Below are 11448 nucleotides of genomic sequence, written 5' to 3'. Positions count from 1 at the left end.
GGGTGCGATGGGCGGGCGTGCCGGTGTTCAGGCCCGGACGCCGCCGTGCATCAGCCTTCGAGCGCCAGCCACATCTGGCGGTCGCGCTCGGCGGTCCAGATGCGCGGGTCGGCGTGGCCCGATGCCTCGTCATAGGCGCGGGTCACATCGAAGGGCATGCAGTGGTTGAAGATCACCCACTGGCCGTACTTGGGCTGCAGCTTGGCGAAGGCGGCCTCGTAGACCTTGCGCAGGTCCTGCTGGGCATCGGCGCCGGCCTTGACCTCGGTCCACAGGTCGCTGATGAAGTCGCGCGTGCCGGCCAGGCCGGCCTGCACCTCGGCCGGCGTCTGCAGCGCGGCGCCCCGGCCGGGCACGAGCTTTTCGGGCTGCAGGGCGGCGATGGCGTCCAGCGTGTGCGGCCAGTCCTGGAAGTAGGCGTCGCCCGCATAGGGCGTGGCACCGAACTCCACCAGGTCGCCGCTGAACAGCACCTTGTCCTGGGGCAGCCAGACCACGGTGTCGCCCTTGGTGTGGCCGCGGCCCAGCTGCAGGATCTGCACCTCGAGCTTGCCCAGCCACAGCGTCATCTTGCCGGTGAAGGTGAGGGTGGGCCAGGTCATGCCGTCGGGCACGCTTTCCACGTTCTGGAACAGGCGCGGGAAGCGGCCGATCTCGCTGGCCTTGTCCTGCTCGCCGCGCTCCACGATGAGGTCGTAGGTGTCCTGGCTGGCGATGATGTGCTCGGCGCCTTCCGCGAAGAAGGCCGAGGCGCCCAGCACGCGCACCGCGTGGTAGTGCGACAGCGTGACGTACTTGATGGGCTTGTCCGTGACCTCGCGGATGCGGCGGATCACGTCTTGGGCCATGACGGGCGTGGCCTGGGTGTCGATCACCATCACGGCGTCGTCGCCAATGATGATGCCGGTGTTGGGGTCGCCTTCGGCCGTGTAGGCGTAGGCGTGCTCGGAGAGCTTGTCGAAGCTGACCTGCTTGATTTCGAGGTCGGCGGCGGAGGCAAAGGTCTTGGTGGTCATGGGCATCCTGCTTTTGAGATGGACAAATGCATTTGTTTTTATCGAATGCCTGAATGCTAGGGAAAAATTCAACATTGAACAATTCATTTGATATAGTGAAAAACCCTCGGAGCCGCAAACCTCGGGTTCCAGCCTTCACAATGCCTGCCATGTCCGATGCCGCCTCCTCCCCGAACGACCCCGTCTTCCCCTCCGACAGCGCCGATGACGAGCCCGCGCGCGGCCCGCGCGGCATCCAGAGCGTGGAGGTCGGCGGCCAGCTGCTCAAGGCGCTGGCGCGCACCGGCCGGCGCATGGCGCTGAAGGATCTGGCGCGCGAGGCCGGCATGACGGCGGCCAAGGCCCATCCCTACCTGGTGAGCTTCTGCAAGCTGGGCCTGATGGAGCAGGACCGCGCCAGCGGCCACTACGGCCTGGGACCGCTGGCCATACAGATGGGGCTGATCAGCCTGCAGCAGGCCGATCCCGTGCGCCTGGCGATTGCCGAGCTGCCCGCGCTGGCGCAGGAGGTGGGCAGCACGGTGTCGATTGCCATGTGGAGCGGCCAGGGGCCGACCATCATCCGCGTGGAAGAGGGGCCCACCCATGTCTATGTGGCCATGCGCCACGGCACGCCCGCATCGCTGCGCCACACGGCCACGGGCAAGATCTTTGCGGCCTTTGGCGAGCCCGGGCGCATTGCGCCCCTGCTGGACGCGGAAGGTCACAGCCTGGAAGAGCCCGCCTTTGCAAAGGAGCTGGCCGCCATCCGCGCCAGCCGCCTGAGCCGGGTCGAGAACCAGCTGCTGTCAGGCGTGAGCGCGCTGGCCGTGCCGGTGTTCGACGGCTTTGGCCAGCTGGTGCTGGCCATTGCCGCCATCGGCCCTTCGGCCACGCTGGACCTGGACCTGCAAGGCCGGCCGGCCCTGTTGCTGCAGGCCCAGGCGCGCAGCCTGTCCCAGCGCCTGGGAGCGCCGGCCCAGGCCTGAGCGCGCGGCCCAGTAGGGTTCAGTGCGTGAGCAGCAACTGATCCCGGGCAGGCGCACGCCCTTCCAGCGTGAAGCCGGCCACCGTGCGCGACAGGTGGTGGGCCTGCTCGTTGAGCACGGACGATGCGGCGGTGGACTCTTCCACCAGCGCGGCGTTCTGCTGCGTGGCGCGGTCCATGTCGGCCACGGCCTGGTTGATCTGGCCGATGCCCACGCTCTGCTCGGTCATGGCGCCGTTGATCTCGACAATGATCTGGGAGACGCGCTGGATGCCATCCACGATCTCGCCCATGGTCTGGCCGGCGGCGCGCACGCGGTCCGTGCCCATGGCCACGCTGGCGCCGGAGGCGTCGATCAGGGTCTTGATCTCCTTGGCGGCCGCCGCGCTGCGGTGGGCCAGGCTGCGCACTTCTGCCGCCACCACGGCAAAGCCCCGGCCCTGCTCACCCGCGCGGGCTGCCTCGACGGCGGCATTGAGCGCCAGGATGTTGGTCTGGAAGGCGATGGCGTCGATGACGCCGATGATCTCGCCGATCTTGGACGAGGCCTTGGAGATGTCGTCCATGGTGCTCACGGCGCTGCCCACCACGTCGCCACCCTTGGTGGCCGAGCTGCTGGCCGATTGGGCCAGGCGCGTGGCCATGGCGGCCGCCTCGGCCGACTGGCGCACATTGGCCGTCAGCTGCGACAGCGAGGCCGAGGTCTCCTGCAGGCTGCTGGCCGAGGACTCGGTGCGGTTGGACAGGTCCAGGTTGCCCAGCTTGATCTCGTCGGTGGCGGTCTTCATGGACTCCACGCCGTTGCGCACATCCTTGAGCACGGTGCCGATCTGCTCGACGAAGCCGTTGAAGGACGAGGCGATCTGCGCCACTTCGTCATTGCCCGACACCGGCAGGCGCTGCGTCAGGTCGCCGCCGCCCGAGCCGATCTTGTCCATGGCGTCGCGCACCTGCGACAGGCGCCGGAAGGACTGTGCCGTCAGCGCCGCCGCCACGGCCGTTGCCAGGCAGGCGAGCAGCACGATGGCAATGGCCAGCGTCTTGAGCACGCTTTGCAGGCCGGTCGTGGCCTCGGCCTTGTCCAGCGCCACCACCAGCAGCCAGTCCGTGCCCTGCACGGGGCGGGCCTTGAGCAGCTTGGCGCTGCCGCCCAGGTTCACTTCCAGCGGCGCCGTGGCGCTGGCCAGCGCGGTCAGCGCGGCCGGCGTCAGCAGCTCGGACAGGTCGGAGGTGGGCTTGAGCAGCAGCTTGGCATCGGCATGCGCCAGCACCTGGCCGTCACGGCTGACCACAAAGCCCAGGCTGCCGGGCGTCGGGCGGATGGCCGAGACCACCTCGCGCACGCCCTCCAGCGGCACGGCGCCGCTGATCACGCCCTGCAGCGCGCCGCCGCGCAGCATGGGCGCCACGAAGGCCACATAGGGCACGCCCGTGGTGGAGTCGCCATAGGGCTTGGTCAGCGTCAGCTTGCCGGCCTGCACGGCGCTCTTGTACCAGGGGCGGGCCGTGGGGTCGTAGTCGGGCGGGGTGCTGGTGGTGGACTTGTAGGTCTTGTCTTCCCAGCCCACCGTGGTGATGGGAAAGCCACTGGCCTGGCCCATGTGGGCGGCAAAGCCCTGCGGGTCGCCATGCTCGATCACGGCGGCGGCGGCGCTGACGGCACGTGCCTTGGAGGCCACCCACTGGTCGATGGCCATGGTGTTGCCTGCGGTGATGGCGTCCAGGTCCTGTTCAATGGTCTGGAAAGTGCTGCCGCGAACGATGTGGTACGTGGCAGCCCCCGTGATGGCAAGGGCGCCGACCACGGTGGCTGTGCTGATGGCAAGAATCTTGGAGCGAAGGGTCTGGAGCATGGCGCGGCAAGGGAGGGCTGATGACTTGCGCATGCCGCGATGGCCGGGCATGCGGCCCCGCCATTAACGCACAATTTGTTTCATTCTTGACGACATGCCAACCCTGGGATGGCGTGCACCAACTTGCGCGCAACACCTGTCATAGAGGCATTTGCTGCAGTGCACCATTGCAGTGCGGTGTGACATGTTGCTGTAACGCAACCGTCGCGGGACTTTCATGGCGGCTTTCCACAATGGCGGCACGCAGGCAAACCGAGTGGCACAGGCAGGTCACCGACTGCGTCCAACATGACGAGGAAGGCGGGCATATGGACGTTCTTGACACCCTTCGCAACGCGGCGATCGACGTCGCCAAGCCCCCGCTTTCCGCGCTTCTCCAGCCACCCCAGGCCGCAGACAAACCGCTGCGGCTGGACGTGCGCTGGGCCCGGCACCTTGACGAAGTGCGACAGGTGCAGCGCCTGCGCCACGCGGTGTTCGCCGCCGAGATGGGCGCCGTGCTGCAGACGCCGCTGGCCGGGCACGACATCGACGCCTTCGACGATTTCTGCGAGCACCTGATGGTCTGCGACGCCGACCGGGGCGTGGTCATCGGCACCTACCGCCTGCTCACGCCCACCCAGGCGCTGCGCGCCGGCGGCCTGTACTCCGACCAGGAATTCGACCTCGCCCCGCTGCACGCCTGGCGCCCGCGCATGGTGGAGCTGGGCCGCAGCTGCGTGCACGCATCGCACCGCCAGGGCGGCGTGATCCTGGCGCTGTGGGGCGCCCTGGCCGAATTCATGCAGCGCAACCAGCTGGACGCCATGGTCGGCTGCGCCAGCATTCCCATGCAGTACCCGGGCCTGGCCCACGGCGAAGGCCCGGCGCGCGTCTGGCAGCAACTGCGCCAGACCCATCTGGCCGAGCCCGAGCTGCAGGTACGTCCCCGCGTGGCCCTGCCCGAGGAGTTGGCCTCGGTCAGCACCAGTGGCATGAGCGTGGAGCCGCCCGCGCTGATCCAGGGCTATCTGCGCACGGGCGCCAAGGTGCTGGGCGCGCCGGCCTGGGACAGCGACTTCAACACGGCAGACCTGCCCATCATGATGCGCATGCAGGACCTGCCTTCGCGCTACATGCGCCTGTTCACGCGGCGCGGCTGAGGCCGTCCCGGCGCTTGGGGGGAATCGGGGGATTTTCGGAAAGAGAGGGCGGATCCGGCTTCTTGTGCAGTGAGCCGGACCGTGATGTGCATCACAGGGCTGTCACAAAGACCGTGCATGATGCTGGATGTGGGCTGAAGCAGACACCCGGACGGAGGCAGGTAACCTGCACCGGACTGACCGGGCCTTGGTCCACGCCAATTGCAGGCCGCAGCCTTTCAGGGGCTGCGGCTTTTTTCATGGGCAATTCCTGAGCTATCGGGCAGCGGCTGGGGCATCGGCCAGCAGGCGCTGGTGCTCGATCTTCACGCAGCGGTCCTGCACGGTCCACAGGCCTGCAGCGCGGGCCAGTTCCAGGGCTTTGTCGTTGACCACGCCCAATTGCAGCCACAGGCAGCGCGCGCCGATGGCAATCGCCTCGGCGGCCAGCGGCGGGATGTCCTCGCTCTTTCGGAAGCAATCGACCATGTCGATGCGCAGGCCCTGTGCGGCCAGCGCGGCCGCAGCGTCGGCCAGGCTGGCATGGACGGGCTCGCCCAGGATGCGTCCGCCTTCGCGTGCGACCACGGGGTTCACGGGAACGATGCGGTAGCCGTGGCACTGCATGTACTGCGACGCCTGGTGGCTGGGCCGGTCGGGCTGCGGCGACAGGCCGACCACGGCCAGGGTGCGGCACTGCACGAGGATGTCACGCAGGCGGGAGTCTGTGGCTGTATCACTCATGCGCCGCAGTGTACGCAGCGCATGCGGATCAGGCCGGCTGCACTGTCGCGGCCGCAGCATGGCGGCGGCGCAGCACCAGGCCCCAGGCCAGGCCCAGCACGGCGGCCGTGGCCGACGCCATCAGCACGCCCAGCTTGGCGGCATTGAGCAGGGCCTCGCTGTCAAAGGCCAGCGTGGCGATGAAGATGGCCATGGTGAAGCCAATGCCTGCCAGCAGGCCGGCCAGCAGCGTGTCGCCCCAGCCCATGCCTGGCGGCAGCGCGCACATCCGCAGGCGTACGGCCAGCCAGCAGCTGAGCAGCACACCCAGCGGCTTGCCCAGTACCAGGGCCAGGGCCACGCCCCACATCACGGCCGACGTGCCCGCCACATCAATGCCAGCGGTGCCCGCGCCCTGCAGCGGCACGCCGGCATTGGCCAGCGCAAACAGCGGCATCACGCCAAAGGCCACCCAGGGATGCAGGTCCGCCTGCACGCGCTCCACGGGCGCGGCGCTTTCGCGGCCGGCCAGTGCGTGCACGGGCGTCACCAGACCCAGCACCACGCCGGCCAGCGTGGGATGGGCGCCGGTCTGCCAGATGCCCCACCAGAGCACGGCGCCCGGCAGCACATAGGCCCAGGCGCGGCGAACACCCAGCGACTGCAGCAGGAACACGCCGGCCAGGCCGGCGGCGGCCACCAGCAGCTGGCTCCACTGCAGCCCGCCCGAATAGAACAGCGCAATGATGAGCACGGCCACCAGGTCGTCGATGATGGCCAGCGCCAGCAGGAACACGCGCAGCGCGGGCGGCAGGCCCCGGCCCAGCAGGGCCAGCACGCCCATGGCAAAGGCGATGTCGGTGGCCGTGGGCACGGCCCAGCCGTTGCGCAGCGGCGGCGCGGCATTGAAGGCCAGGAAGATCAGGGCCGGCGCCACAACGCCGCCCAGCGCGGCCATCACGGGCAGCAGCGCCTGGCGCGGCTGGGCCAGTGCGCCGGAATGCATCTCGCGGCGTATCTCCATGCCGACCACGAGAAAGAACACGCTCATCAGCGCATCGTTGACCCAGAAATGCAGGGATTGCGACAGCTGCCACGGGCCCAGGCCCAGGCTCAGCGGCGTGTGCCACAGCGCCTCATAGGCGCCGGCCCAGCTGGAGTTCGCCCAGAGCAGGGCGGCGGCCGCTGCCAGCAGCAGCACGATGCCGCCCGCAGCCTCGGCATGGGACCAGCGGGACAGGAAGGCGCCGACGCGATCGGCGAAAGACAGGAAAAGGGGCGTGCGCGGGCCGGACGGCCGCGGGGTCGTGTAGGTGTTCATGTGCAAAGCAGCAAAGGGGCCTTGCGGCCCCAGTGCGCAGGCGGCCCGACCTGCGCTATCAACACCTGTCCTGCCGCCCCATGCGGTCTGGACACCCAGCGGCCATTATAAAAGAAGCCCCCACTCCCTTTGCTGCGCAAGGTCCGCTGCCCCCCCGAGGGGGCCGCTTTTTGCCTTGGGGCGGCCCGGCGGCAAAAAATCGGCGGTCGGGACGCTTGCGCAAGACCCTGCGGATTCAGGGCCTGGGCGGCTCATTGCGCGCAACGCATTCGGCCAGCAGCCCCAGCGAGGACAGCGCAATCATGAAGACCAGGAACACATAGGCCGCCGTTGCCACGCCCAGGCTCATGCTGAAGCCCCATTGCAGCACCGAGCAGGCCATGCCGGTCTGCGGGTACATCGCCGTGCACTGCGATGCGGCGGGCATGTGCACATACCAGGTGACGGCGATGAACATGGCGCCCGCCACCATGGCGGCATTGCCCCAGGGATGGGTCTGCGGGTGGTACAGCGCATAGATCAGCGCCACGGGAACGGCCAGGCCCCAGGCGAACATCATCAGCCAGCTGAACACCGGCGAGACCGCCAGGATGGACTGCAGCCATCCCATCTTGGGCAATCCGTTGACGAAGCCCAGCAGGTCCCAGACAAAGGGCAGGACGATCCCCGCCACGGCCAGGCTGGCAAGCCCCAGCGCCAGCAGCAATCCCTTGCCGCGTGAACGATGGTGCACCCCCGAAGGGTGCGAATGGGTGATCAGTGCATGCATGGCCCACCTCCTGTGTCGTGCAGGGCGGGCAGTTGCCGCGCGGGCGGGTCTCCGGAGTCGGGCGGCAGCCGCGGCGCCTAGCGTTCGGATTGCGGTATTCCCCGGATGCATCCAGTCTAGGACGGCGTGCGCTGCAACAAATGTAGGCCTGGGACCTACCCAAAATCGGGGTTTGTCCCAGGAGGGCGTGCCGTCAAAGCGCGGCCAATGCCCCCAGTACCTCGCTCTTCGATAGCAGCTCGCTGAGCACTACCGGCGGCTTGCCCGGCGCATGCAGCACATAGACGGGCACGCCGCTGCGGCCCAGTTGCTGCAGCGCAGCTGTGATGGCCGGGTCGCGCCGCGTCCAGTCGGCGCGCAGCAGGGTCACGCCGTGCTTGTCGAAGGCGGCCAGCACCTCCTCATGGTTGAGTGTGGTGCGCTTGTTGACCTGGCAGGTCACGCACCAGGCGGCCGTGTAGTCCACGAACACGGGCTTGCCCGCCGCCTGCAGCTCGGCCACGCGGGCGGCCGACCAGGGCTGCCAGCGCTCGCCTGCAGCGGACGCCGTGCCCGTGCCCTCCGCCTGGGCAGGTGTGGTGATCAGCGGTGCGGTGGTGGCCAGCAGCGCGCCTGCCAGCACCACGGCCAGCGTGGCCAGCACGGCCCGCGTGCGGCCCTTGAGCGTCAGCGTCCAGACCAGGGCGCTGAATGCCAGCAGCAGGGCCAGCAGCGCGGTGGCGGCGTCGATGCCGCTCTGGTGCCCCAGCACCCAGACCAGCCAGACCACGGTGGCGAACATGGGGAAGGCCATGGCGCGGCGGAAGGTATCCATCCAGGCGCCCGGGCGCGGCAGCCAGCGCACCACGGCGGGGACGAAGCTGGCCAGCAGATAGGGCAGGGCCATGCCCAGGCCCAGGGCGGCGAACACCGTCAGCGCCTGCAGGGCCGGCATGTCGATGGCAAAGCCCAGCGAGGCGCCCATGAACGGCGCCGTGCAGGGCGAGGCAATGGCCACGGCCAGCACGCCGGACAGAAAGGCATCGGCCACCGGATGGCGCGCATGGGCCGCAGCCCAGCGGCCAGGCAGCATGGAGCCGAACTCGAACAGGCCTGCCAGGTTCAGCCCCAGCAGCGTGAACAGGGCTGCCAGCAGGGCCACGATGGCCGGCGACTGCAGCTGAAAGCCCCAGCCCAGCTGCTCGCCTGCCGCGCGCAGGGCCAGCAGCAGTCCGCCCAGGGCCAGGAAGGACAGCACAACGCCGGCCGTATAGGCCAGCCCGCCCAGGCGCTGGGCGCGGCGGTCCTGTCCATGGCGTGCAAAGCCCAGGATCTTGATGGCCAGCACCGGGAAGACGCAGGGCATGAGGTTCAGGATCAGTCCACCCACCAGACCACCGAGCAGGGCCATCCACAGGCTGGTGGCGCTGGCAGCAGGCGCAGCGGCCTGGTTGGCCGCCAGGGCAGCGGCCAGTGCGGGGGAAACGCTGGCCATGGCGGCGGCCGTCCAGCGGCCCTCGACCGGGGCCTCGGCGCGCCAGGCCACGGGCTGGCCCTGCTCCAGCGCTGCGGCGCGCTCGGCGGGTGGCAGGGCCAGGACCACGGGCAGCTTGGCCGGGGTCTCGCCGCGCATGTCGGACAGGGGCAGCTCGGCCACCCAGGCCGCACCATCCCAGCGCTGCTGCCAGTCCTTGCCCAGTTCTGCCGCGTGGTGGAAGGTGTCGGAAGATTCGGGATAGAAGTCCAGCGTGCGGCCCTGCAGGGATTCCGGCAGGCCCTCGATGCGCAGCTGCACGCGCTCGTCGGGCGTCCTGCCTGGTGCGGCTGGCTGGCTGGCCGGCACCACCTTGGCCTGGGCTGGCGCAGACAGTGCCTGGGGCTTGAGCGCCCAGGCCTGGGTGAAGGCCTGTCCCTGGCCTGCCGTGCTGCCCTGCACGGGCAGCTGCAGCTGGAAATCGCCTTCCTCGGGAATGCACTCCACGCGGCAGACCAGCCAATTCGCATGCAGGCGCAGGTCCAGCATGCCGGACGCGGGCGGCTTGAAGTCGGCGGCCACCTGCACGGGCACGGGCAGCAGCACCTGGCCCTCATAACCGTAGTTGAGCAGCGGGCCCACGCGCAGCGCCTCGGGCACGGGCCACTGGATCTCGCCCGCCGTCAGGCCTGCAGGCAGCTGCCAGTTCAGCTCGGTGGCCAGGCCGGAGTCACCGGCGTTCTTCCAATAGGTATGCCATTCGGGCTGGTGGGTGATCAGCAGGCCCAGCCACAGCGTCTGTCCGGGCTGAACGCCTTCGGGTGCCTGGGCCACGAGCTCGGCCCGCACGCGTGGCGTGTCCACGGCCGCTGCCGCCCCGCTGCCGGTCTTCAGGCGCAGCTGCGCGCCGGCAGGGGTGGCAAGCAGGCTGGCGGCGGCAAGGAAAAAGGCGAGGAGCCAGAAGGCGAGGTGCTGGGGGGCAGTGTGGCGAAGAGGTGGTTGGTGCGGCATGGCGGACTGTGGGAGCCAGGGGCATGGTCTTTGGTTCCCCCGGCTGCAGGCTGCGATGGTAGCGGGCCGTCCAGAGAGATCGCCTGTGGCCGGCTGCAGGACGATTGGCAAAAGATATCGTTGCATAGGCGCTTGGTATTGGACAGGCGATATGTCCGTTGCCCATCATGGACCGGCCACCCATTCGGGATAGAGCAACACAAGGAGACAAGCCATGCAGGAGACATCTCGCCGCCACTTCCTGGCCGCTGGCGCGGCAGCGGCCGCAGCCTGGGGACTGCCGCAGCACGCGCGCGCAGCCGCCGCCTATCCCGACAAGTCCGTGCGCGTGATCGTGCCCTTTCCCGCCGGTGGCACCACCGACGTGGTGGCGCGGCTGGCCATGCAAAAGCTCGGGGAGCTGACCGGCCAGTCCTTCGTGGTGGACAACAAGGGCGGCGCCAATGGCGTCATCGGCACGGAATTGGCCGCGCGCGCCACGCCCGACGGCTACACCCTGCTGATGAACACGGCCGGCGCGCAGACCCTGAGTCCCGTGCTCTACAAGACCAGCTACGAGGCGCTGTCCAGCTTCGAGCCCATCAGCCATCTGTGCGACGTGGGCTTCGTCCTCATCGCACGCAAGGACCTGCCCGTGAACAGCCTGCAGGAGCTGGTCGCCATGGCCAAACAGGGCAAGCCGTTGAGCGTGTCCTCGGGCAGCAGCATGATTTCGCTGATCACCGAGCAGTTCAAGAAGGTGATTGGCGCGCCGGGCATCGTCAACGCCCAGTACAAGGGCACGGCGCCGCAGATGCAGGCCGTGGTGGCGGGCGAGGTGGATTTCTCGTTCGACTCCTTCACCTCGGTGGAGATGATCCGCACGGGCAAGGTCAAGGCGCTGGCCGTGCTGCTGCCCCAGCGCGCCGAAGTCTTTCCCCAGGTGCCCACCATCAAGGAGGCCGGCGTGGACGGCATGGGCTTCAGCTCCTGGTCGGGCCTGCTGGCGCCCAAGGGCACGCCCCGCGACATCGTGGCCCAGCTCGCGCAGCAGATGGACAAGGTCATGCAGGTGCCCGACGTGCTGGCCAAGCTGCGCAGCTACAGCTATGTGCCGCGCCGGGGAACGCCCGAGGAGTTCGCGCGGCTGATCGAGTCGGACAACGAGCGCTGGAAACGCATCGTCAAGGAATCCAACTTCAAGGCCGAGTGAGGAGGGCTCCGGCAGCCCATGG

9 protein-coding genes are annotated in these 11448 nt (G+C 68.9%); 3 read left to right on the top strand and 6 right to left on the bottom strand.

Annotated features, from left to right (window positions below):
* Positions 1-50 precede the first annotated feature (50 nt).
* Positions 51-1016: an MBL fold metallo-hydrolase gene (locus tag LGR64_RS25570; RefSeq protein WP_013800328.1), complete on the bottom strand. Its 966-nt coding sequence runs from the start codon at positions 1014-1016 to the stop codon at positions 51-53.
* Between the two features lie 149 nt (positions 1017-1165).
* Here LGR64_RS25570 and LGR64_RS25565 point away from each other — a divergent pair, with 149 nt between their 5' ends.
* Positions 1166-1984, top strand: a complete 819-nt coding sequence (locus LGR64_RS25565; protein ID WP_174549409.1) for an IclR family transcriptional regulator — start codon at positions 1166-1168, stop codon at positions 1982-1984.
* Between the two features lie 19 nt (positions 1985-2003).
* Here LGR64_RS25565 and LGR64_RS25560 read toward each other — a convergent pair whose 3' ends face one another.
* Positions 2004-3836 carry a methyl-accepting chemotaxis protein gene (locus LGR64_RS25560; protein ID WP_230357305.1) on the bottom strand — a complete coding sequence of 611 codons (1833 nt, stop codon included), beginning with the start codon at positions 3834-3836 and terminating at the stop codon, positions 2004-2006.
* A 308-nt stretch (positions 3837-4144) separates the two neighbouring features.
* On the opposite strand from LGR64_RS25560, the gene LGR64_RS25555 reads away from it, so the two are divergent.
* Positions 4145-4978 carry a GNAT family N-acetyltransferase gene (locus LGR64_RS25555; RefSeq protein ID WP_065346541.1) on the top strand — a complete coding sequence of 278 codons (834 nt, stop codon included), beginning with the start codon at positions 4145-4147 and terminating at the stop codon, positions 4976-4978.
* A gap of 255 nt (positions 4979-5233) precedes the next feature.
* Here LGR64_RS25555 and LGR64_RS25550 read toward each other — a convergent pair whose 3' ends face one another.
* The 4 genes from LGR64_RS25550 to LGR64_RS25535 form a co-directional block, all read right to left on the bottom strand.
* Positions 5234-5701 (bottom strand): CoA-binding protein, encoded by a 468-nt coding sequence (locus tag LGR64_RS25550; protein WP_141832635.1) that lies wholly within the window; start codon positions 5699-5701, stop codon positions 5234-5236.
* A gap of 28 nt (positions 5702-5729) precedes the next feature.
* Positions 5730-7001, bottom strand: coding sequence for a Na+/H+ antiporter NhaA (gene nhaA, locus LGR64_RS25545; protein WP_141832633.1), 1272 nt, complete (start codon positions 6999-7001; stop codon positions 5730-5732).
* Positions 7002-7236: 235 nt separating this feature from the next.
* A complete protein-coding gene (locus tag LGR64_RS25540; protein ID WP_013800334.1) occupies positions 7237-7770 on the bottom strand; it encodes a hypothetical protein in 534 nt (177 codons plus the stop codon).
* Between the two features lie 193 nt (positions 7771-7963).
* The gene (locus LGR64_RS25535) at positions 7964-10234 is read right to left on the bottom strand and encodes a protein-disulfide reductase DsbD family protein (RefSeq protein WP_141832631.1); all 2271 of its coding nucleotides are present in this window, start codon (positions 10232-10234) and stop codon (positions 7964-7966) included.
* A 214-nt stretch (positions 10235-10448) separates the two neighbouring features.
* Here LGR64_RS25535 and LGR64_RS25530 point away from each other — a divergent pair, with 214 nt between their 5' ends.
* Positions 10449-11426, top strand: a complete 978-nt coding sequence (locus LGR64_RS25530) for a Bug family tripartite tricarboxylate transporter substrate binding protein (protein WP_141832628.1) — start codon at positions 10449-10451, stop codon at positions 11424-11426.
* Positions 11427-11448: the final 22 nt, after the last annotated feature.

Origin of the sequence: Delftia sp. Lp-1, assembly GCF_020523835.1 — a bacterium.
GTDB classification, from domain to species: Bacteria; Pseudomonadota; Gammaproteobacteria; order Burkholderiales; family Burkholderiaceae_C; genus Comamonas; species Comamonas acidovorans.
This window is presented reverse-complemented; position numbering and strand designations above follow the sequence as displayed.

Coding starts and splice junctions, on each gene's coding strand:
- LGR64_RS25570 (WP_013800328.1), bottom strand. CDS start 1,016: ATGACCACCAAGACCTTTGCCTCCGCCGCCGACCTCGAAATCAAGCAG.
- LGR64_RS25565 (WP_174549409.1), top strand. CDS start 1,166: ATGTCCGATGCCGCCTCCTCCCCGAACGACCCCGTCTTCCCCTCCGAC.
- LGR64_RS25560 (WP_230357305.1), bottom strand. CDS start 3,836: ATGCTCCAGACCCTTCGCTCCAAGATTCTTGCCATCAGCACAGCCACC.
- LGR64_RS25555 (WP_065346541.1), top strand. CDS start 4,145: ATGGACGTTCTTGACACCCTTCGCAACGCGGCGATCGACGTCGCCAAG.
- LGR64_RS25550 (WP_141832635.1), bottom strand. CDS start 5,701: ATGAGTGATACAGCCACAGACTCCCGCCTGCGTGACATCCTCGTGCAG.
- nhaA (WP_141832633.1), bottom strand. CDS start 7,001: ATGAACACCTACACGACCCCGCGGCCGTCCGGCCCGCGCACGCCCCTT.
- LGR64_RS25540 (WP_013800334.1), bottom strand. CDS start 7,770: ATGCATGCACTGATCACCCATTCGCACCCTTCGGGGGTGCACCATCGT.
- LGR64_RS25535 (WP_141832631.1), bottom strand. CDS start 10,234: ATGCCGCACCAACCACCTCTTCGCCACACTGCCCCCCAGCACCTCGCC.
- LGR64_RS25530 (WP_141832628.1), top strand. CDS start 10,449: ATGCAGGAGACATCTCGCCGCCACTTCCTGGCCGCTGGCGCGGCAGCG.